Consider the following 20,402-nt stretch of genomic DNA (forward strand, 5'->3'; position numbering starts at 1 on the left):
TGGGCATCGGCCTGTCGAGCCTCTACCGCAAGCTGGAAGAGCACGAGCAGGCGCGGGCGTCGGCTGCCACCGAGTAAGAGACAAAACCAACAGCCGGACGCAGAGGACGCAAAAGATACGCAGAGGACGCGAAAAGGACAAAGAAAAACTCTAAGGGTTTTCTTTTGCGTCCTCTGCGTACCCTTTGCGTCCTCTGCGTCCGGAAGTTGGGTTCCAGCGTTCCTGGAGTTGGTCTGGAACTTGCAGCGTGGGTGGCATGAACGCCACCACCACCCGCTTCCTCACCCGGTGCACCCTGTGGATGGGTGCGCTGTTCGCTGCAACCAGCCTCTACGCCGGCCCGGCCGAGGACTTCGCCCAGGCCGATGCGGCCCTGGCCAGCGGCGACCTGCCCACGGGCATGTCGCTGATGCGCAAGGCCGCCAACCAGAACCACGCCAAGGCGCAGGCGCGCCTCGGTGACCTGCTGCGCTCGGCCGGTTCCGAGGCGGATGCCGTCGCCATGTACCGGAAATCGGCCGAGCAGGGCGAAGCCGCGGGTGAATTCGGCCTCGGCCGCGCCCTGGCCGACGGCGCCGGCGTGCCCAAGGATGCCGCGCAGGCGCTGGAGTGGTACCGCAAGGCCGAAGCGAAGAACTACGCGCCCGCGCTCGACGCGCTCGCGCGCGCCTACCGCACCGGCACGCTGGGCCTGCCCCGCGACCTGGAACAGGCGAAGAAATACGACGAGCGCGTGCGCGCCCTGACGGCGCAGGCCAATGCGCAAGGAGCGCGCAAGTGATCTCGATTCTGGCGCTGCGCCGCCCGGCATTCCCGCGAACGGGAATGGCCGTGCTCGCCGCCTCGCTGGCGCTGCTGGCCGCGCCAGCCGGTGCCGCCGACATCCACAAGGGCGCCAGCCTCTATGCCACGCACTGCGCGATGTGCCACGGCGCCAACGGCAACCCCGTGCTGCCGGGAACGCCGAATTTCCGCCGGATGGAGACCTTGATGCGGCCCGACATGCAGATACTCCCGGCCATCAAGAACGGCAAGGGCAGCATGCCCGGCTTTTTCGGCATCCTCCGGGACCAGGAGGTCCTGGACGTGATCGCGTACCTGAGGACCTTGAGCTGATGACAAGAAGCATTTCCCGGCGCGCCGCGCTGTCCCTGGCGCTGCTGGCCGGCACCGCCGCCTTCGCGCAGCAACCGAACGGCGGCAAGCCCGCGGCCGGCGCCTGGCGCGTGCTCGATTCCTTCGAGGTCGGCCAGGGCGTGTACGTGCGCGCGCTCAAGCTGGAGGAAAAGCGCAACGTGATGTGGGTCGGCACCTCCTCGGGCGTGCACGAGGTCGACCTGAAGACGCTCAAGCCGGTCAACACCTTCACCCGCAAGGAAGGCCTGGCCAACGAATACGTGTTCTCGGTCGGCATCGACCACGCGGGCAACAAGTGGTTCGGCACCAATGCCGGCGGGGTCTCGCGCTACAACGACGGCCAGTGGAAGACCTTCTTCCCGATGCACGGCCTGGCCGACTACTGGGTCTACTGCTTCGCCAACCAGAAGGACGGCACGCTGTGGATCGGCACCTGGGCCGGCACCAGCAAGGTCGATCCCAGGACCGGTAAGTTCACCACCTACGTGCGCGAACTGATCAACGAGTGGGTCTACGGCCTCGGCGTCGACGCCAGGGACCGCGTGTGGTTCGGCACCGAAGGCGGCGTGTCGATGTTCGACGGCAAGACCTGGAAAAGCTGGACCCACAAGGACGGCCTGGGCGCGCCCAACTCCGACCAGCTGCCCTTCTCCACCAACACCGGCCTGGGCACGCGCTCGCGCCACGACCTGGCGACCATGAACGAGGGCCGCCCCACCTACAACCCGAACTACACCTTCGCGATCCACGTCGATCCGCAGGACAACGTGTGGGCCGGCACCTGGGGCGGCGGCGTCGCCAGGTTCGACGGCAAGCAGTGGACCAACCTGAACTCGAAGGACGGCCTGGCCGGCAACATCGTCTATTCGATCGCGCAGACGAAGGACGGCGCGATGTGGTTCGGCACCAACCGCGGCGTCTCGCGCTGGGACGGCAAGGCCTGGCAGAACTTCGGCCGCAAGGAAGGCCTGCTGGAAGAGAACGTCTACGCGCTGGCGGTCACGCCCACCGGCGAAGTCTGGGCCGGCACCCGCCAGGGCGTGGCCCGCATCGGCCGCCAGGCCGCGACCAGGTAAAGAAAACCCAGGAGCTCTCATGCAGTTCGGTCACAAGACGATCGCCGTGCTGGTCATCGCCCTCGGCGGCGTGATCGCCGGCGCCTACACCCTCGGCCGCAACGGCGGCACGCCCGCCGCCCCGCAGGCGGCCGCCGTCGGTGCCAAGGCCATGGGCGGCGCCCCCGAAGCGACGCCGGCCGCCAACATCCAGGCGCCGGCGGGCCATCCCCCGGTCGCCGAAGGCGGCGCGCCGCCCACCGAAGGCAAGGTGAAGGTGGACCCGGCGGCCAAGTTCGTGCACTTCCGCGTCGGCAACCGCAACGTGAAGGACATCCTGACCGAGGAGAACGTGGTCTGGGTCGGAACCTCCGGCGGCGTGATCCGCTACGACACCAGGACCGACGAATACAAGCTGTTCGACACCCGCGCGGGGCTGCTCTCCAACGGCGTGTTCCACATCAGCCGCCTGGACGGCAAGCTGGCCGTGGGCACCTACGGCGGCGGCCTCTCGCTGCTGGACGAGAAGAGCGGCAAGTGGGAGACCTTCAACATCCCCGACGGCCTGGGCGACGCCTTCGTCTACGACGTGCTGAAGGCGAAGAACGGCGACGTCTGGATCGCCACCTGGTCGGGCGTGAACCGCATCAAGGGCGGCAACCTCAAGGACCGTTCCAAGTGGGAGCTGCACACCGTGGCCTCCACCAAGGGCGGCCTGCCGAACGACTGGGTCTACGGCCTGGCCGAGGGCAAGGACGGCATCGTCTGGCTGGCCACCGAAGGCGGCCTCGCGCGCTGGGTGGATGGCAAGTGGGACAACTGGAACCACGCCAAGGGCCAGGGCGCGCCCTACGAGCTGGTGAAGGACGACCTCGCGTTCAAGAACGATCCCTCCAAGGTCTCGAGCCACCACGCGCGGCAGAAGCAGGAGATGGGGCTCTCGGGCATCGACACGGCCTACAACCCCAATTACATCGTCTCGCTGGTGGCCGACAAGGACGGCACCGTGTGGGCCGGCACCTGGGGCGGCGGCCTGGCGCACTTCGACGGCAAGCAGTTCCGCAACTACACGGTGAAGGACGGCCTGCCGGGCAACCACGTGTTCATGCTGCACCAGGGCAAGGACGGCGATCTCTTCATCGGCACCAACGCCGGCGTCACGAAGTTCAACGGCGGCAAGTTCAGCGCGCCGCTCACCACTGCCGACGGCCTGTTCGCCAACGCCGTGTTCTCTATGGACACCGCCGCGGACGGCAGCCTGTGGGTGGGCAGCTTCGGCGGCGTGGCGCACATCGCGAAGAAATAGCAAGAGGAGCGGAAGTCGGCGCGGTCCCCGGGCCGCGATTTCAGAGTGGGAACGCCCGGCCTCGGCCGGGCGTTTTCCATTCCGCCATGCCTTCGGCAGGCGCGTTCACAGCGTTGCAGGCCCGGAGGGGGTTTGTCCGGCTCCGGAAGTAAAGGAGGAGGCACGGCCTTCAGGCCGTGCCGGGGGACATGGAGTGAGCCGGACAAATCCCCTCCGGGCCGGGCCAGGGGCCACCATGCTGCTCTGAACGCCACTGCGCCTGCGCCGGGACGACGCTGGTGGCGCTCGCGAAGCGCTCACGCGTCCATCCCCGCGCCAGCAGCAGCAAGCGCGTGTCCAGGTCCTCGAAGGCGCTGCCATCGACCTGCGTCTCCAGCATGCGAAGCTGGCCGTCGCGCGTCTCTACGTAGGCAAGCGGCCAATTGCGCGCGAGCTTCATCCACAGACCGTGCGCCGCGGGCGACTGCCTCGGCCCGCTGAGAAGGCACAGGCCCGCGTGCAGCGCCCACTCGTACACCGCGCTCGCCACGCCGCGGCCGCGATACGCCGCGGCGTAGCGCGAATGCGGGCTGCGCACGTAGCGGGCCACGCGCCGATCGAGCTCCGGCGCGCGGCCGAACACGGTGCAGCCGGCCAGCACCGCGCGCGCCGGGTCCTCCACGTAGACGTGGAATTCGCCGTCCGTTTCGCGGTAGCGGAACACCAGCCCGGGCGGGCTGCCGGCCAGCACCGGCAGGCCGTGCAGCGCGTCGCCGGGGCGGGCCATGCGCGCATGCAACGCGGCCAGTTCGGCTTCGAGGTCGCGGTGCTCCAGGGCGACGTCAATGCGCATGCTGCAGCTCCGTCCAGCACCCGCTCACCAGGCCCTCCGGCCGGCACTGCGCGCGCACGCGCGCGCTGGTGGGCCACTCGGCACGCTGCACGCACAGGCCCGCGAACACGCCATAGCCCGCGCCGGCGCGGATCGTGCCGCCGGCCTCCAGGCCCTCGCCCGCGCGGATCGCGCCGGCCGCCACGATGTCGCCGCCCGAGCGAATGCCCCAGCCGGCCTCGAGGTGCAGGCCGCAGTCCACGCCGCCATCGCCGATGAGCCCTTGCGCCACTTGCAGCGAGCCTGCCGTCTGCACGCGGCCGCGCACGCTCAGGGCCCGGGCCCTGCAGTCGCCCTCCACCAGCAGGTCGCCCTTCACCAGCGCGGCGCCCGCCACGGCCAGCGCGCCGGCACAGCGCACGTCGCCGGCCGCCTTCAGTTCGCCGGCCTCCAGGCACCCGCCCGCGGTGACGTGCCAGCCCGCGACGAGCGAGCCCCCGCAGCGCACTTCGCCGCCGCAGTTCAGGCCGTCCGCAGCCTTGAGGTCGTCGCCGGTGACCACCTGCGTGCCGGCGCGGATCCCGCCGCCGCAGCGGATGGCGCCGCCGGCGCGCAGCAGCGAGCCCGCCTCGATGCTTCCGCGCACCTCGAGGGTCCCGGCGTACACGATGGCCTCGCAATCGAGGCGATCGATCTGCAGGACATCGTGCGTGGGGCCCAGCTTGTCGAGGAGCCAGCACGCGTCGGCCACGCGGCCGTCGCGTACGAGGTCGTCCAGCACCTGCTGGTAGTCGCTTCCGTCCTTGTGATGCCGCAAGTACCAGCGGAAGCCTTCGGCGCACGGGTTCTTGGCCCGCACGAAGCTTTTCGTGAAATCCATGGCAAGGCGCGCGCCCTGCGCGGAGGGCGCGCGATCATCGGTGAGTGGAGAAGAGCTAGGCTGCGCGCGCGACCGCGAGCACCTTGGCCTGGCACTGCGCGCCCGCAGGCGACTGCCAGCTCGCGAGCGTGCCGACGCGGGTGCCGATCAGCGCCAGGCCCACCGGCGACAGCACCGAGATGTAGCCGTCGCGCGGCTCGGTCTGGCCGGGGTAGCACAGCACGAAGCGACTGCGGCGGCGCGAGGCGAGATCCTCCACCTGCACCTGCGCATACATGGTCACGACGTCCTGCGGCATGCGCGACGTCTCCAGCACTTCGGCTTCGCCGAGCAGGTCCGCGAGCGGCGACACGCCGCGGGCCGCGGGCAACTGGATCAGGCGGCCGTAGTCAAGTTCGGTGAGCTTGCGCTCGCCGAGGCTCACTGCATTCATGGGATGCACTCCATCGAAAGGAGCCCTCTCGGGGCTCGGTTTGCGCGGAGTTGGCCCGGCGGTCGGTGGGGCGCGAAGGGGAAGCTGCGGACCGCCGGGCTCAGGAATGTGCAGGCGTTCGCTGCAGGCCGAGGCGGGGCATGGCCCAGGCACGCACGCAAGCGAGCGCCGCCGCACGGGGCGGGCAGGCGCGAGGCGGATGCGTGGAGAACGAGGTCGGGACCATGACGGGCCGGAGTATAGGCCGCCTGCGCGCGCAGCAAGCCTATTCTGGCAAGGATCGCTGGGACATAGCGGCCGCGGCGCGGCACGCGGCCTATACTCGAAACGCACATGCACCACCGCGCACGTCCCCACCGCCCGCATCGCCTCGCGTCGCAACACGCACGCGCGGTGCTGCCGCACGCGCGCCATGCGGGACGGAGTACACCCGCAGATTCCTGAGCCCGGCGGTCCGCCACCTCCTCCTTTCCAGCGCTGACCATCGACCGCCGGGCCCGGCACCGGCGCGTCGCGCGAGCCGCCTTCGGCGCGCTCGCATTCGATGGGAGTGCTTCGATGCGTACGACACCTTGCGGTGGGCGGGAGCTCGCCGGTAGCGATTTCTTCGTCGACTTCGGCGCCGGGCCTGCGTGGGGCCGGCTGCCGTTGCGGCAGGACTGGCAGCTGCCGTCGTCGGTGGCGCCGGCGCTGCAGCGCACGCTGCGCTGCGAAGGGGGCGACCCGCCCCGCTTCGCGATCGTGCGGCGCGGCCGCGAAGGCGAGATCTGGGCCCTCAACGAACGCGCGCTGGGCGAAGGGCGGCACGCGATGAAGCTCGCCCACCTCGGTGCGGTGCGCTTCACCGAGCCACGCGTGCACACCTATCTGCACCCGCAGCGCCGCGTGCCCATGGAGCCGCTGATGGCGGTGAAGGTGAACGCGCGGCGCGAGCACATGGAGCCGATCCTCGCGGAGCTGCGCACCCGCGGCGCCCGCATGCAGGAGGTGGAGCTGCAGGGGCGGCGCGTGACCGTGCGCGCCGAGGCCCGGCTCGCCGCCCTGCTCGGATTCGAGCAGGCGATCGACGCGCTCACCGCGCATTCGGGCCAGGCCCACACCTGGCTGGCCCGCTACGAAGCCGCACCGGCATTGACTGCAAGAACAAGCAAGGAAGAAGAATGGAAGGATTGCACCTGACGGCCGACCTGCACGACTGCCGCTGCACGCCCGCGCTCATGACGAGCGCGGCGGCGCTGGCGCACCTCTGTCGCGGCCGCACGCTGGCCTCGGGCCTCACGGTGGTGGGGGAACACTGGCACAAGTTCCCCTCTTACCGCGGCGAGCCCGGCGGCGTCACCGGCATGCTGCTGCTGGCGGAATCGCACCTGGCCGTGCACACGTGGCCGGAGCGCCAGGCCGTCACGCTGGACATCTACGTCTGCAACTTCACGGAGGACAACTCGCAGCGCGCGCAGGCACTGATGGCGGCGCTGGTCGATGCCTTCCGGCCCGAGCGCGTGCAGCGCCAGCAGCTGCAGCGCGGCGAGGGCGAACCGGCGCCGTACGAAGGCGAGCTGCTGCTGGAGGCGCTGAACGAGCGCAGCTTCTACGGCTTCCGCTTCGACCGCCGGCTCGTCTCGCGCTCCACGCGCTTCCAGCAGCTGGACCTGCTGGAGTCGCGCGAGCTCGGGCGCACCCTGCTGCTCGATGGCCACTTCATGACCTCGGAGGCCGACGAGTTCTTCTACCACGAGGCGCTGGTGCATCCGGCCGCCCTCGCTCACCCGGCGCCGCGCAAGGTGCTGATCCTCGGCGGCGGCGACGGCGGCGCTGCGGAGGAGGTGCTCAAGCACCCGAGCGTGCAGCAGCTCACGCTGGTGGAGCTCGATGCCGACGTGCTGCAGGTCGCGCGCGAGCACCTCGCGCGCATCCATCGCGGCGCGTTCGACGATCCGCGCGTGCAGGTGCTGTGCCAGGACGGCGCGGCTTTCGTGCGCGCCACGCGCGAGCGCTACGACCTGGTGCTGCTGGATCTCACCGATCCGGAGACGGCGGCGGGGCCGCTCTACACGCGCGAGTTCCTGCAGCAGCTGCGCGGCGTGCTGGCCCTGGGAGGAATGGTGGTGCTGCACCTCGGCTCGCCCTTCCACGAAGGCCGGCAGGTGCGCGAGCTCGCGGCGCTGCTGCGCGCCACCTTCCGCTGCGTGAACCCCTACGGCCTGCACGTGCCGCTCTATGGCGCGTACTGGGCGTTCGCGGTCGCCTCCGATGCGCCCGAGCCGGCCGCGATGGAACCGCGGGAGCTGCGCAACCGGCTGGCTGCGCGCGGCATCGCCGACCTGCAGTACTACAACCCCGAGGTGCACCGCGCCGTGTTCGCCCTGCCCAACTTCTACGCGAAGCTGGTCGCGGATGTCAGGACGCAGGTTCCGGCGGAAGCCTGAGGTCCACTGCCCGGGCAGCGTGCAGCGCCGCGCGCTCGCCGCAGCCCGGGTGCACGAGCACGTCGGCGCCCGCGCGTGCCAGCACCGCCTGCGTCATGCGGCCGAGGAACCAGCCGGCCAGCAGGCCGCGCCGCGCCTTGCCGATCACCATCAGCTCCGCGTCCCACTTGCGCGCGCGGGCGAGCACCGTCGTCGAGGCTTCGCCGAACTCGATCGCGGCCTCGGCCCCGGCCTGCGCCACCTGGGCCGCGCCGATCAGGCGGTGCAAGGCGAGGAAGGCGCCCTGCGCGCGGTGCTGGCGGAAGCTGCGCAGCGCCTGCTCCGAGTCGTCGAGGCCGCGCAGGACTTTCTCGTCGCGCGCGTCCACGGCATGCAGCACCTCCAGGCGCGAGCCGCGCGACAGCGCGCCGGCCGCCGAGATCAGGCGCGCCGCCTCGTCGCGCAGGTCCACCGGCACCAGCACGCGCCGGTAGCCCACCAGCGCCGGGCGCTTGACCACCAGCACGGGCGAGCGGCACAGGCGGATCAGGCGCTCGGCCTGCGTCCCCATGATCCACTCGCGCAGCGGATTGCCGCGGACGCTGGGCAGCACCAGCATGGCCGCTTCACGCGAGGCCGCCACGGCTTCCTGCAGCAGGTCGCCGGCCACCGGCTCGACGGAGACGGCGACGCGGGTGCGCTGCCGGATGTCCTGCGCGAGTTCGTCCAGGAAGGACGCCTTGCGCGCGAGCACGCGCGGCTGCGGCGCCGGATGCAGCACGTGCAGCGGCGCGCCCAGCTCGCGCGCCACCAGGGCGGCGCGCCACGTCGCGTTCACTCCGGCCGACGAGGGCGCGCAGATGGCGACCACGGCGCCGGCGCGCGTGGCTGCATCGGTTTCGGGAGGGATCGGCAGGCGCCCTGCGGGGCGCGGCACCATGGCATGCATCACGACACTCCTTGCGAGTCGGGTTGGCGCTCGAAGGGCCCGGCGATTCGGGCGTGCGCGGCCAGGATGGAATCGCCGGGCTCAGGAAAGTGCGGGTGTGCGCTGGTGGCTTGTCACGGGGAAAGTCTAGGGTGGCATGACGGCAGCGCCAAGCGCACGCGCGCAATGCCCCTCGATGCCTTGCCAGAATGGGGCACTGCGCCGCGCCTGCGGCCTATACTCTTCGCATGAACCGCCCCGCCCGTCGCCTTCCGCGCACGCCAGCAGATTCCTAGGCCCGGCGGTCGCACCTTCTTCTCCCTTCAGCGCCATCCATCGACCGCCGGGCACCGCCCCGGCGCGCTCGCGGGCATCGCCTTTCGCAGCGCGAGCCCGCACCCGAATGGAGTGCGTCCATGCGTCCCTCGAACCCCGCCGAGCGCAAGCTCGGTGAACTCGATTTCGTCCGGCTGGGGAAGTTCACCGCCGCGGGCGCGTTCCCGCAGCTGGCCGACATCCTGAAGGAAGCGGAAGTGGTCCCCCCGCACGCGATCCCGCGCGACGTGGTGACCATGTATTCGCGCTTCGTCATCCGCGACCTGAAGCTGCTGCGCCGCCAGATCCTGGTGCTTTGCTACCCGAACGATGCGGAGCCCGCCACGGGCTTCATCTCGGTGCTGTCCCCCGCCGGCCTGGCCCTGATCGGGCTGTCGGTCGGCGCCATCGCGCGCTGGACCGGCCCTTCCGAGCAGGAGACGGTGGCGCAGATCGAGACGGTGATGTTCCAGCCGGAGGCCACGGGCGACTACGTCACGTAGTCGCCCGCGCCCTCCCGCCTCTTTCCCGCTGCGGCCGGCCCCGCCCGGCGCGGCTACTCCTGGAACGCAACATGAGTCTCCGATCCATTCTCGTCGTCACCGATCTTTCCCCTCAGGAAGGCATCGCCCTGCAGCGCGCATGGCAGCTCGCCGAGGCGCACCGCGCGACCGTCAAGCTGATGCTCGTGCCTGCCCGCGGACAGCCCCTGCCCCGCGCCGCGGCCTCGCGGCTGGCCAACACCGCCCGGCAGCTCGAGGAAAGCCTCGGCCTGCGGGTGACCACCGTGCCCGTGCAGGAGAAGGCGCACCGGCTGGAAGACATCGCCGCGGAAGCCCGCGGCATGGACCTGGTGGTGCTGCCGCACCGGCACGAGCGCAGCACGGCCGCCTTCTTCCGCGGCCAGCCCGTGCTGCGGCTGCTGCGCCACTGCAACTGCCCCGTGCTGGTCGCACGGGCGGCGCGCGGCTCGCACTACCGCCGCATCCTCGTCACGGTCGATTTCACGCCGCTGTCGCAGGCGCTGGTGAAGCTCGCCGCGAAGGTGGATGCGCACGCGGCGCTGGAGATCTTCCATGCGATCAGCACGCTGGACGAATCGAAGCTGCGCTCCGCCGAGGCCACCGAACAGGCGGTGCGCAGCTGGCGCACCAAGACCCTGCGCCATGCGCGCGAGCGCGTCGTGGCACTGAGCGATTCCTTCGACGTGCGCCGCAACCGCGTCGCCACGGTGATCGGCCGCGGCGATCCGGGCCGGCAGGCCGTGATCCAGCAGGAGCACACCGGCGCCGACCTGGTGGTGGTGGGCAAGCAGCCCGCTTCGGCCTGGGAGGACTTCTTCTGCGGCAGCGTGGCGCACCGCATCCTGAGCTGGGGCACGAGCGACGTCCTCGTCGTGCCCGAGACGTGGGCGCAGGCCAGTGCGCCCGTGGCGGCGCGGCGCATGCGCCAGGCCGGCCGGGGGCCGGCGCTGGAATGGCAGCCGGCGCGCGGGAGGCTGTCATGAACGGCACGACTGTCTGCGTGCTGTTCGTGCGCATCGATGCGCCGCGCCGGCACGCGCAGGCGCTGCAATGCCTGCTGCAGGCGCGCGGCGCCGACGTGAAGGAGCTCGAGCGCCAGCGCGACCGCGTGCTCGTGCGCGCCGAGATCGCGCTTGCGCGCGCCCACGGCGTGGCCGACGAAGTGGCCGGCCTCACCGGTGATGCGGCGCAGGTTCTCAGCTGGCAGGTGCGCTGTCGGCCAGCAGGCGCGAAGGAAGGCGTCGCAGCCTGAAGTGCGACCGGCGGGAACAAAGGCATCAGTGCTGCAAGGCACTTTCGCGCGTGCGTCACTTTGCGCCTTGCTGCGGCGTCAAACGGGTGACGGTGAACGGTTTGCACCGCTGCGCCGCCACCCCCTGAAACGCACTAGGAGAAGCGCATGAAGACGACCCTCATCACTTTCGCATTCGCATTGGCAGCCACCGGCGCATTCGCCGAAACGCCCAACGCCGCGGGCGAACAGGCCCTGGCCGGCAGCTCCCATGTCACGCGGGCCGAGGTTCGGCAGCAGGTGATCGCCGCCCGCGCCGACGGCACCCTGCTGCGCGCCGGCGAGCAGGGCCAGCAGCCGCAGGCCTTCGTCTCCAGCAAGACGCGCGCGCAGGTGCGCGCCGAGGTGCTCCAGGGGCCGCGGCATCCCTACGCCAGCGGCTATCAGCCCGCGTGAGTGCGCGCGCTTTCGGCCTGCCGCAGCAGCGGCGAGCGCACCGGGCGCTGCTGCTGCCGGCAGGTCTCGATCACGATGCGCAGCAGCCAGGTCGAAAGGGCCAACTCGCCGCGCATCGTGGGCAGGGCCGCGAACGCGCGCAGCCACGCATCCACCACCGCCTGCTCCGCCTGCGCATCGTCCGTGAGCAGGCTGCGCGCCGCGCGGTACAACAGCCGGTTGTAGCGCCGCATCGCGCGTTCGAACGCTGCGGCACGGCCCTGGCGCAGCTGCGCCAGCAGTTGCGCGTCGCCGATGTCCTGGCCGGCGTCCCCCACGGCTTCGGGTCGCCCGCGCCCCGTGGCATCCATGCTGGAACCTCCTTGGTCGGCGCGCTGCGCCATGCAGCGCATGCAGCCAATGTAGGAGCGGCGCGAGCCGCAGGCAAAGCCATGCACACGCCCGGCGCGCGCAGCGAGTTCCGTGCCACGCAGGCCGCGGCGCGCTGCCCCGGCGGGGCTCATTCCGGAGCAGCCGAACCCGCTGCCTCTTGCCCGCCGTCCTGTCGCGGGGATGGCGACAGCTTGTCGCCCGCGAGCAGGCGCACGCGGAACACGGCGCCGCCTCCGGGAGCGTTCTCCACCTCGATCGCGCCCCCACGGCGTTCCACCAGGGTATGGCTGATCCAGAGGCCGAGGCCGTTGCCCTCGCGGCGGGTGGTGAACTGCGGCAGGAACAGCTGGTCGCGGATTTCCGGCGGCACGCCGGCCCCCGTGTCCTGCACCTCCGCGAGCGCGCCGCAGCGCTCGCCCGGGCTGCCCCAGTCGCGCGTGCGCAGCGTGAGCGTCCCGCCTTGCGGCATCGCCTGCACGGCGTTGGCGATCAGGTTCACCAGCAGCTGCTGCAGTTCCTGCCGGTTGAACTCCACCAGCCGGCGCGCCCGGTAGTCGCGCACCACGCGGATGCCATCGCCGAGGACCGGGGCCGACAGGGCCAGGCTTTCGTCGAGGGCCGCGCCGAGATCGAGGTGTTCGACGGACACGGCGTAGTCGGAGGGCCGGGCCGACTGCAGCAGCTGCGAGACCATCGCCCGCATGCGCTCGACCTGCTGGTCCAGCAGCTTCAGTTCGGGGGCAACCACGTCGGCCTGGTCCTGCAGCAGCTCGCGCACGAGGTCCAGGTTGCCCTGCATCACGGCGATCGGGTTGTTGATCTCGTGCGCCAGGGCGGCGGTGACCTGGCCGATGGCGGCCAGCTTCTCCGACTGCACGAGCTGGCGTTGCGCCTGCTGCAGCGAGCGGTTCGCGTCCGCCAGCTCGCGCGTGCGCTCGGCCACGCGCGCGAGCGAGAACAGCACCGTGAGCAGGGTCCCGGCCGCGAAGATCAGGCTCGTGAGGCCGAGGATGCCCCACTTGGCGAGCCGGAAAGGCTCCTCCAGGTAGCCCACGTACAGCATGCCCACGCGGCGCCCGGCCGGGTCCGTCAGCGCTTCGTAGCCGGACATGTACCAGGCGTCGACCACGTACGCGCGGTCCAGCCAGGTGCGCCCCTGCTCCAGCACCGCCTCGCGCACCTCCGGCGAGGCGCGGGTGCCGATCGCCCGCCGGTCCGGGAACAGCCGCACGTTCGTGCTGACCCGCACGTCGCCGAGGAACAGGGTGCTCGTGCCATGGCTGCCGAGCGGCAGCGCGCCTTCCGGATAGACGATGCTGTTGATGCGGTCCACCAGGTCGAGGTTCTGGTTCAGGAGGATGCCGCCCACCAGCGAGGCGACGCGGCGCCCCTCCGCCGTGATCTCGGCCTGCGTGGCGGCGACCAGGGCGTAGGGACCCGGGGCACCCGCTGCGGCGTCGTCGGCGACGGCGGGCGCGGTCGGCGGAAAGGCGCGGGCATGCAGCGCCGGCGCGATCGCGCGCAGCTGCTGCGCGTCCCACAGGGCCACGGCGCCCGGCCGCGCGCCCTCGGCCGGCGCATGGGGCAAGGGCTCGGGCAGCACGACCAGGAAATCGAGCTCGAGCCGGCGACGCTGCTGCTCCAGGAACCAATCGAGCTCGCCCGGCTGCTGGCGCCGGATGCGCTCCAGCAGCGCCTGCGAAGCCGCCACGCCGCGGGTGCCCGAGGCCACGCGCTCGACCACCTGCTGGAAGTAGCCGCGCGCCACCGCGAGGTCGCTGCGCACCTTGGCGATCAGCAGCTTGTCGTAGACGTAGTCGCCCCACCACAGCATGGCGCCCACTACCAGCGGCAGCATCAGCACGGTGGGCAGCAGCGCGATCGGCAGCAGCTTGCGTTGCAGGGCGCGCCGCAGCGAGGCGAGCCGGCTCACCGGGCCGACCACTCGGCGAAGCGGCGCTCCAGCGTGCGGCGCGACACGCCCAGCAGCTGCGCGGCGCGCGTCTTGTCGCCGCCCACCGAATCGAGCACCGAGAGGATGTGCTGTCGCTCCAGCGTCTGCAGGTCGGTGGCCGCGCGGGCCGCGCCCTGGGCTGCCGGCTGTGCGTACAGGGCCGAGACATTGAGCTCGCCCAGGATCAGCGAGCGCTCCACCAGGTTGCGCAGCTCGCGCACGTTGCCCGGCCAGTCGTACTGCATCAGGTACGCCATCTCCTGTTCGCTCAAGGCGAAGGGCTCGGCCCCGAGCGAGGGCGCGAGCGAGGCCATGAAGTGGTCCACCAGCGCGGGGATGTCCTCCTTGTGGGTGCGCAGCGGCGGCAGGTTCAATTGCAGCACCTGCAGCCGGTAGTACAGGTCGCGCCGGAAGCGGCCGGCCTCCACCTCCGCCGGCAGCGAGCGGCTGGTGGCGGCGACGATGCGCACGTCGACCGGGAACTCCTGCTGGCTGCCGACCGGGCGGATCTTCAGGTCCTCCGCCACCCGCAGCAGCGCCGCCTGCACGGCCAGCGGCAGCTCCGCGATCTCGTCGAAGAACAGCGTGCCGCCCTGGGCGTAATAGAACAGGCCGTCGCGCGCGCGCGCGGCGCCGGTGAAGGCGCCCTTGGCATGGCCGAACAGCTCGCTTTCCATCAGCTCCGGCGACACCGAGGCGCAGTTGACCGGAACGAAGGGACCTTGCGCGCGCGGCCCGAGGGCATGCAGCGCGCGCGCGGCCAGCTCCTTGCCCGTGCCCGACTCGCCGTGCAGCAGCACCGTGCTGTTGACGGCCGCGATGCGCTGCAGCGCCGCCGCCAGCTGCCGCATCGGCTGCGAATCGCCTACCAGGCCCAGCGCATGCGTCGGCGCGATCGCCAGCGAGCGCCGCAGCACGAAATTCTCGCGCGCGAGCCGGGCGCGCTCGTGGCAGTGCTTCACCGCATGCATGATCTGCGGCACGCGGAAGGGCTTGAGGATGAAGTCGGAGGCGCCGGCGCGCAGCGCCTCGATCGCGGTGTCGAGGTTGGCGAAGGCCGTGATGAAGATGACGTCGCCCGCATAGCCCTGCTCGCGCAGCTCCTGGAGCCAGGCCAGGCCGCTCTTTCCGGGCAGCGAGATGTCCAGGATGATCAGGTCGAAGCGGCGCTGCTGCAGCAGTTGCGCGCCCTCTTCCGCGCTCGCCGCCGCAGCCGCGAAGTGGCAGCGGGGCAGGAAGGTCTTGAGCAGGAAGTGGCGCATGCCCTCTTCGTCGTCGACGATCAGGATGGACCACGTCGCCCACTCGCCCGGCTTCGCGGGCGGCGCGGGAGGCGCGTCGTTGAACATGGCCACCGGGAAATTCTAGTGCCGCAAGGCGTTTTCGAGGGCATGCGACAAGTTGTCGCAGCGGCCGCGACAGATTGACGCGGCCGCGCGCGCCCTGCTTGCCCTCACGCGGGCGGCGGCCTAGATTGCCTGCAGGGTCTTACCGGGCCCGGAGGATACCGACGCATGGAAGCAGCGCTTCGAAGCCGGCCTCACAGCAGGCTGGGAAGTTCCGCCGTGGGCTGGCGTTCGTCCTCCACGCGCCTCACGCCCGGGACGTTCTGGGCGGCGACGCAGGAGGCCCGCCGCTCCCACTCGGTTTCGACGAAGCCCTTGAAGCGCACCACGCCGTCCTCGACGTCGACGGCGCAGAAGCCGCTGTTCCACCAGTCCTGCGCGTTCAGCTCGGACAGCAGGCGGGCGCGGATGGCTTCGTCGCCGAGTTCCGCCTGCGGCCCCGTATCGACCCAGCGGCCCTGGGCGAGCGCCTTCACCAGGTCCGCGCAGGTGACGATGCCGACCACGCGCTCGTCCTCCAGCACCGGCACGCGGCCGATGCGGTGGGTGTCGAACAGCTGCATGATCTCGCGCACCGGCGTCTCCGGCCGCACGGCGACGATCTGTCGCGTCATGACATGCTCGGCGCGGCGTCCGTGCGACTTGATGTACCACTGCGGGCCCTGGCTGGGCGCCACCACGCGGCGCCACCAGATCTGCCGGTGCGAGCGCAGCTCGGTGCCGAGCTCGCGCCGGTGCAGCAGGTCCTTCTCGGTGACGATGCCCACCAGCCGCCCTTCCTCCAGCACCGGCACGCCGCCGATGCGCTGCTCGCGCAGCAGCGCGGCGACCTGCAGCACCGGCGTGTGCCGGGCCACGCAGACCACCGGCGAAGTCATGAGGTCCCTGGCGTCCATGGTCTTCTCCCGAGATTGCGCTTTCAATATAGGCAGCGCCCGGCGGACGGTAAAGCGACGAATCTTGCGCGCAGCCAGCAAGGAAATTGGAGTCGCGTGATGGACATCGCACTCGCGCGGACCTTCCTCGCGGTGGCGGCCCAGGGAAGTTTCGTGGCCGCGGCGCGCAAGCTGCACGTGACGCAGACGGCCGTGAGCGCGCGCGTGCGCAATCTCGAGGAGCAGCTCGGCGCCTGCCTGTTCCAGCGCTGCAAGAATGGCGTCCTGCTGACGGCCGAAGGCGAGAAGTTCCTGCCCCACGCCGCGTCGCTGCTGCAGGCGTGGGAGCGCGCCCTGCACCAGATGGCCTTGCCGCCGGGGCGCGCGGCCCTGGTGGTCCTCGGCTGCGAGCCGAGCCTGTGGGATCCGCTGCTGCTGCGGTGGCTCGCGTGGATGAACGCGCACGCGCCGGGCCTCGCCGTGCGCACGGAAGTCGCCTCCTCGCGCGTGCTGCTGGAGCAGATCGCGCACGGCACCCTCGACGTCGCCATCGTGTACGCGCCGCACCACCGGCCCGGGCTGCGGGTGGAACCGCTGCTGGAGGAGAAGCTGGTGCTGGTCACCACGCGGGCCGACGCCGCGGCGCCGCAGGACTCCGAGTACGTGTACGTGGACTGGGGCCGCGAGTTCGCGGAGCAGCACCACCTGCTGCATCCCGAATGGTCGCGGCCCGCGGTCTCGTCCGACTTCGGGCCGCTGCTGCGCGAATACCTTCTTGCCAGCGGCGGCGCCGCCTATCTGCGCCTCGGCGTCGTGCGCGGCCTGCTGGAATCGGGCCGGCTGCAGCGCGTGCGCGGCGCGCCGGAGTTCGCGTATCCCGCCTACGCGGTGTACGCGGAGGACGCCGGGCCCGGCGCGCTGCAGCCGGCCCTGGAGGGCCTGCGGCACGCGGCGGCAGGGTACGGGCAGGAGGGCGCGCCGGCTAGCCCAGGCGCTGCTGCAGGGCCGCGCGCGTGCGCGTGAAGCGCATCTCGAGTTCCTCCACCAGCCCGGGCAGCAGCGTGGTCTCGCCGCGGCCGACGCCGTGCTCGAGGCGGTAGCACACCTCCGCCACCGCCTTGGCGCCCAGGCTCGCGCTGGTGCCGGCCAGCTTGTGCGCGCGCCGCCGCAGTTCTTCCATCTCGCCGTGGTGCACATGCTGCTTGATCGCGCTGAGCGCCGCCGGCGTCTCGTTCAGGTAGTCGGCCACCAGGCCGCGCACCACCGAAGGCGCACCGGGTTCGTCGAGCGCGGCCAGCTCCTTCAGGATCGCCTCGTCGATCAGCGCCTCGGTGGTCTCGCCGGAGGTGCGCTGCGGGGCCCAGCGCTCGATCAGCTGCTGCACGGAGACCGGCAGGATCGGCTTGGCGATGTAGTCGTCCATGCCGGCGTCGAGGCAGCGCTGGCGGTCCGCCGGCAGCGCGTTGGCCGTCATGGCGACGATGCGCGGGCGCCGGTTGGCGGGCAGCATCGCCACGATCGCGCGGGTGGCCTCGAGGCCGTCCATCACGGGCATCTGCAGGTCCATGAACACCAGGTCGTAGCGCTGCTCGCGCACCATCTGCACCGCCTCGGCGCCGTCCTGCGCCACGTCGGGCGCGTAGCCGAACTTGCGCAGCATGCCCAGCGCCAGCTTGCGGTTGATGTCGCTGTCCTCCACCACCAGGATCTGCATCGGCAGCCGCGCCGCGAGCGAGTGGTCGATCAGCTGCGCGGCGGCCGCCGGCGGGGCGGCACGGCGCTCGTGGATCACCTCGTCCAGCACGGCGAACAGCCTGGAGTGCTTCACCGGCTTGGCCAGCGTGGCGGCGAACAGCTTCATCGCCGAGAAGTCGCGGCTGCGCCCGGGCGAGGACGACAGCAGCACCAGCGGCGGCGCCGTGTCGCCCTTCTGCGCCACGATGGCGCGGGCGAGCTGCAGGCCGTCCATGTTGGGCATGTGCAGGTCCAGCACGGCGACGTCGAACGGGCCCTCGGCCTCCAGCACCGCCAGCGCGTGGGTGCCGCGGGTGGCGCATTCCACCGCCATGCCCCAGCGCGTGCACTGCGTCTTCAGGATGTGGAGGTTGGTCGGGTTGTCGTCCACCAGCAGCACCTTGCGGCCTGCCAGTTCCGGCGCGCGGCCGGTGCGGTACTGCGCCGTCGGCACGTTCTGCGCGATGCCCGCACGCATCGTGAAGGAGAAGGTGGAACCCTTGTCCTCCTCGCTCTCCACCTTGATGTCGCCGCCCATCATGCGCACCAGGCGGGCGCTGATCGCCAGGCCGAGGCCGGTACCGCCGTACTTGCGGGTGGTGGAGGTGTCGCCCTGGGAGAAGGCCTTGAACAGGTTCTCCATCTGGTGGGCCGGGATGCCGATGCCGGTGTCGCGCACGGCGAAGCGCAGCTGCACTTCCTCGGCATCGCGCCGCAGCACGCTGGCCGTGAGGCAGACCTCGCCCTTGTCGGTGAACTTGACGGCGTTGGACAGCAGGTTCACCAGCACCTGGCGCAGCCGCGTCGAATCGCCCACCAGCCAGTGCGGCACGTTGTCGGTGATCTCGTACAGCAGGTCGATGCCCTTGTCGGCCGCCCGCGGCGCGAGCATGTCGAAGGCCTCCTCGATGCACACGCCGATCTCGAAGGGCCGCTGCTCCAGCTCCAGCATGCCCGATTCGGCCTTGGAGAAGTCGAGGATGTCGTTGATGGTGGAGAGCAGCGCGTCGCCGCTGGTGTGGATGGTCTGGACGTAGGAGCGCTGCTCCGGATCGAGCTGCGTGTCCTCCAGCAGCGCCGTCATGCCGATCACCGCGTTCATGGGCGTGCGGATCTCGTGGCTCATGTTGGCGAGGAAGGCGGCCTTGGCCTCGGCGGCCTGCAGCGCCTGCTCGCGGGCGGCGACCAGTTCCGACTCGATGCGCTTGCGCTCGACGATCTCCTCCTGCAGCGCGGCGTTGGTGTCCGTCAGCACCGCGGTGCGTTCGGCCACGCGCTGCTCCAGCATCGCGCGCTCCTGCTGCAGCGCCTGTTCGGCCAGGCGGCGCTGGGTGACGTCGCGGAAGATGCTCAGGTAGCGCTCGCCGCCCAGGTCCACCGCGTTGATCTCCGCGATCAGCGTGCTGCGGTCGCGCCGCCGCAGCACCACCTCGCCGCTGCTGCGGCCCTCGCGCTGGACCCGCTCGAAGTGGGCCTGGCCCTGGCGCCGCTCCGCCTCCACGTCCGAGAGGATGTCGGGGATGGCCATCCGCAGCAGTTCCTCCTCCGTGTAGCCCAAGATGTCTGCGGCGGCCGGGTTCACTTCCAGGTAGCGGCCTTCGCGGTCCACCACGGCCACGCCATCGAGCGACTGCTCGATGTAGCTGCGCAGCTTGCGCTCGCTCTGGCGCAGCGCGTTCTCGGCGCGCAGGCGCTCGGTGACGTCGCGCACGATGCCGCAGAACAAGCGCTGGTCGCCCACCGGCATCTCGCTCACGCCCAGGTCGAGCGGGAAGGTGCTGCCGTCCTTGCGCAGGCCGGTGACGAGCCGGCCGATGCCGATGATCTTGGGCTGGCCCCCGCGCAGGTAGTTGTCGAGATAGCTGTCGTGCCGCTCGCGGTCCGGCGCGGGCATGAGCATCTTCACGTTGCGCCCGATCACCTCGTCGGCGCGCCAGCCGAAGATCCTCTCGGCCGCCGCGTTGAAGCTCTGGACGATGCCCCGCCTGTCGATCGTGATGATGGCGTCGAGCGCGTGGTCGAACACCGCACGCAGCCGCGCCTCGCTCTCGGCACGCTGGGCCAGCGCCCCGCGCAGCGCCTCGGTGCGCTGCTCCACCTGGTGCAGCGCGCGGGCCCGCAGGTTGGCCTGCAGTCCGAGCAGGCCCGCCATCAGGCCGCTGATCACGAAGCCGAGCGCGAGGATCACCCACGACTGGTCGGAGCCGAGGCTGGAGTCGAAGCGCGGCAGGGTCGAGAACTCGATGTTCCAGCGGCGCTGGCCGAAATCGAGGTCCGCGGTGCGCTGCAGGGTCGGCCGCGACGCGGCGGCCGTGGCCAGCTCGGGGCTGGTGAAGACCGGCACGCTGCCGTCCTGCACCCGCAGGGCCAGCACGTTCGCATCGGGCCCGAGTGCGCTTCCCACCAGCTGCATGGTGTCGAAGGCCTCCACCAGGAAGCCGAGCACGGCCTGCTGCCGCGCCACGCTGCTGGAAGGCACGGCGCCGCCGGCGTACACCGGCACCAGCATGGCCCACACCTGCCCGCCCGTGCCCCGGGGCGCCGCGAGGGTCAGCGGGCCGGTCAGCACCACGCTGCCGGTTTCCAGCGCCCGGGCCATCGCCTCCTGCGCGAGCGCATCCTCCTGCAGGTCCAGCCCCA

At 71.3% G+C, this 20,402-nt stretch carries 20 protein-coding genes; 11 read left to right on the plus strand and 9 right to left on the minus strand.

From position 1 onward, the window contains the following. The first annotated feature begins 256 nt into the window (after positions 1-256). The 4 genes from VFM98_RS14065 to VFM98_RS14080 are packed head-to-tail and all read left to right on the plus strand — an operon-like array spanning position 257 to position 3,498. Entirely contained in the window at positions 257-781 is a 525-nt protein-coding gene (locus VFM98_RS14065) for a hypothetical protein (RefSeq protein ID WP_325110540.1), read from the plus strand. After that, positions 778-1,116, plus strand: a complete 339-nt coding sequence (locus tag VFM98_RS14070) for a cytochrome c (protein ID WP_325110541.1) — start codon at positions 778-780, stop codon at positions 1,114-1,116. Before VFM98_RS14065 ends, VFM98_RS14070 begins: the two co-directional genes overlap by 4 nt. Beyond that, positions 1,116-2,213 (plus strand): ligand-binding sensor domain-containing protein, encoded by a 1,098-nt coding sequence (locus tag VFM98_RS14075; protein ID WP_325110542.1) that lies wholly within the window; start codon positions 1,116-1,118, stop codon positions 2,211-2,213. Before VFM98_RS14070 ends, VFM98_RS14075 begins: the two co-directional genes overlap by 1 nt. A gap of 19 nt (positions 2,214-2,232) precedes the next feature. Beyond that, entirely contained in the window at positions 2,233-3,498 is a 1,266-nt protein-coding gene (locus VFM98_RS14080; RefSeq protein ID WP_325110543.1) for a ligand-binding sensor domain-containing protein, read from the plus strand. A gap of 169 nt (positions 3,499-3,667) precedes the next feature. Here the strand turns inward: VFM98_RS14080 and VFM98_RS14085 are convergent, their stop codons facing one another. Genes VFM98_RS14085 through VFM98_RS14095 form a run of 3 tightly spaced genes read right to left on the minus strand, consistent with a single transcriptional unit; the run spans position 3,668 to position 5,622 of the window. Then, positions 3,668-4,330, minus strand: a complete 663-nt coding sequence (locus VFM98_RS14085; protein ID WP_325110544.1) for an N-acetyltransferase — start codon at positions 4,328-4,330, stop codon at positions 3,668-3,670. Continuing rightward, the gene (locus VFM98_RS14090) at positions 4,320-5,189 is read right to left on the minus strand and encodes a hypothetical protein (RefSeq protein WP_325110545.1); all 870 of its coding nucleotides are present in this window, start codon (positions 5,187-5,189) and stop codon (positions 4,320-4,322) included. Before VFM98_RS14090 ends, VFM98_RS14085 begins: the two co-directional genes overlap by 11 nt. Before the next feature lie 55 nt (positions 5,190-5,244). Further along, the gene (locus VFM98_RS14095; protein ID WP_325110546.1) at positions 5,245-5,622 is read right to left on the minus strand and encodes a GreA/GreB family elongation factor; all 378 of its coding nucleotides are present in this window, start codon (positions 5,620-5,622) and stop codon (positions 5,245-5,247) included. Positions 5,623-6,180: 558 nt separating this feature from the next. Here VFM98_RS14095 and VFM98_RS14100 point away from each other — a divergent pair. Together VFM98_RS14100 and speE are read left to right on the plus strand one after the other, a co-directional pair. After that, entirely contained in the window at positions 6,181-6,801 is a 621-nt protein-coding gene (locus VFM98_RS14100; RefSeq protein ID WP_325110547.1) for a hypothetical protein, read from the plus strand. Continuing rightward, positions 6,783-8,048 (plus strand): polyamine aminopropyltransferase, encoded by a 1,266-nt coding sequence (gene speE, locus VFM98_RS14105; protein ID WP_325110548.1) that lies wholly within the window; start codon positions 6,783-6,785, stop codon positions 8,046-8,048. The genes VFM98_RS14100 and speE overlap by 19 nt, the downstream gene beginning before the upstream one ends. Here speE and VFM98_RS14110 read toward each other — a convergent pair. After that, positions 8,020-8,976: a universal stress protein gene (locus VFM98_RS14110; protein ID WP_325110549.1), complete on the minus strand. Its 957-nt coding sequence runs from the start codon at positions 8,974-8,976 to the stop codon at positions 8,020-8,022. The genes speE and VFM98_RS14110 overlap by 29 nt on opposite strands. Positions 8,977-9,371: 395 nt before the next feature. On the opposite strand from VFM98_RS14110, the gene VFM98_RS14115 reads away from it, so the two are divergent. The 4 genes from VFM98_RS14115 to VFM98_RS14130 all read left to right on the plus strand — a co-directional run bounded on the left by VFM98_RS14115 (position 9,372) and on the right by VFM98_RS14130 (position 11,481). Continuing rightward, positions 9,372-9,773 (plus strand): GreA/GreB family elongation factor, encoded by a 402-nt coding sequence (locus tag VFM98_RS14115; RefSeq protein ID WP_325110550.1) that lies wholly within the window; start codon positions 9,372-9,374, stop codon positions 9,771-9,773. Between the two features lie 71 nt (positions 9,774-9,844). Beyond that, positions 9,845-10,777, plus strand: coding sequence for a universal stress protein (locus VFM98_RS14120; protein ID WP_325110551.1), 933 nt, complete (start codon positions 9,845-9,847; stop codon positions 10,775-10,777). Beyond that, positions 10,774-11,046, plus strand: coding sequence for a hypothetical protein (locus VFM98_RS14125; RefSeq protein ID WP_325110552.1), 273 nt, complete (start codon positions 10,774-10,776; stop codon positions 11,044-11,046). The genes VFM98_RS14120 and VFM98_RS14125 overlap by 4 nt, the downstream gene beginning before the upstream one ends. A gap of 147 nt (positions 11,047-11,193) precedes the next feature. Then, on the plus strand, positions 11,194-11,481 hold the full coding sequence (locus VFM98_RS14130) for a DUF4148 domain-containing protein (RefSeq protein ID WP_325110553.1): 288 nt from the start codon (positions 11,194-11,196) through the stop codon (positions 11,479-11,481). Here the strand turns inward: VFM98_RS14130 and VFM98_RS14135 are convergent. The 4 genes from VFM98_RS14135 to VFM98_RS14150 form a co-directional block, all read right to left on the minus strand. Further along, the gene (locus VFM98_RS14135) at positions 11,469-11,831 is read right to left on the minus strand and encodes a sigma factor (RefSeq protein ID WP_325110554.1); all 363 of its coding nucleotides are present in this window, start codon (positions 11,829-11,831) and stop codon (positions 11,469-11,471) included. The genes VFM98_RS14130 and VFM98_RS14135 overlap by 13 nt on opposite strands. Before the next feature lie 149 nt (positions 11,832-11,980). Continuing rightward, the gene (locus VFM98_RS14140) at positions 11,981-13,786 is read right to left on the minus strand and encodes a sensor histidine kinase (RefSeq protein WP_325110555.1); all 1,806 of its coding nucleotides are present in this window, start codon (positions 13,784-13,786) and stop codon (positions 11,981-11,983) included. Then, positions 13,783-15,156 (minus strand): sigma-54 dependent transcriptional regulator, encoded by a 1,374-nt coding sequence (locus tag VFM98_RS14145; RefSeq protein ID WP_325110559.1) that lies wholly within the window; start codon positions 15,154-15,156, stop codon positions 13,783-13,785. The genes VFM98_RS14140 and VFM98_RS14145 overlap by 4 nt, the downstream gene beginning before the upstream one ends. A gap of 191 nt (positions 15,157-15,347) precedes the next feature. After that, positions 15,348-16,049 carry a CBS domain-containing protein gene (locus VFM98_RS14150; protein ID WP_325110556.1) on the minus strand — a complete coding sequence of 234 codons (702 nt, stop codon included), beginning with the start codon at positions 16,047-16,049 and terminating at the stop codon, positions 15,348-15,350. A gap of 99 nt (positions 16,050-16,148) precedes the next feature. Here VFM98_RS14150 and VFM98_RS14155 point away from each other — a divergent pair, with 99 nt between their 5' ends. Further along, entirely contained in the window at positions 16,149-17,051 is a 903-nt protein-coding gene (locus VFM98_RS14155; RefSeq protein ID WP_325110557.1) for a LysR family transcriptional regulator, read from the plus strand. Here the strand turns inward: VFM98_RS14155 and VFM98_RS14160 are convergent. Then, positions 17,011-20,402 (minus strand): PAS domain S-box protein (locus VFM98_RS14160; protein ID WP_325110558.1); only part of this gene is annotated, 3,392 nt, incomplete at its 5' end. The genes VFM98_RS14155 and VFM98_RS14160 overlap by 41 nt on opposite strands.

Source organism: Ramlibacter sp., assembly GCF_035706265.1.
Taxonomy (GTDB): domain Bacteria; phylum Pseudomonadota; class Gammaproteobacteria; order Burkholderiales; family Burkholderiaceae_C; genus Ramlibacter.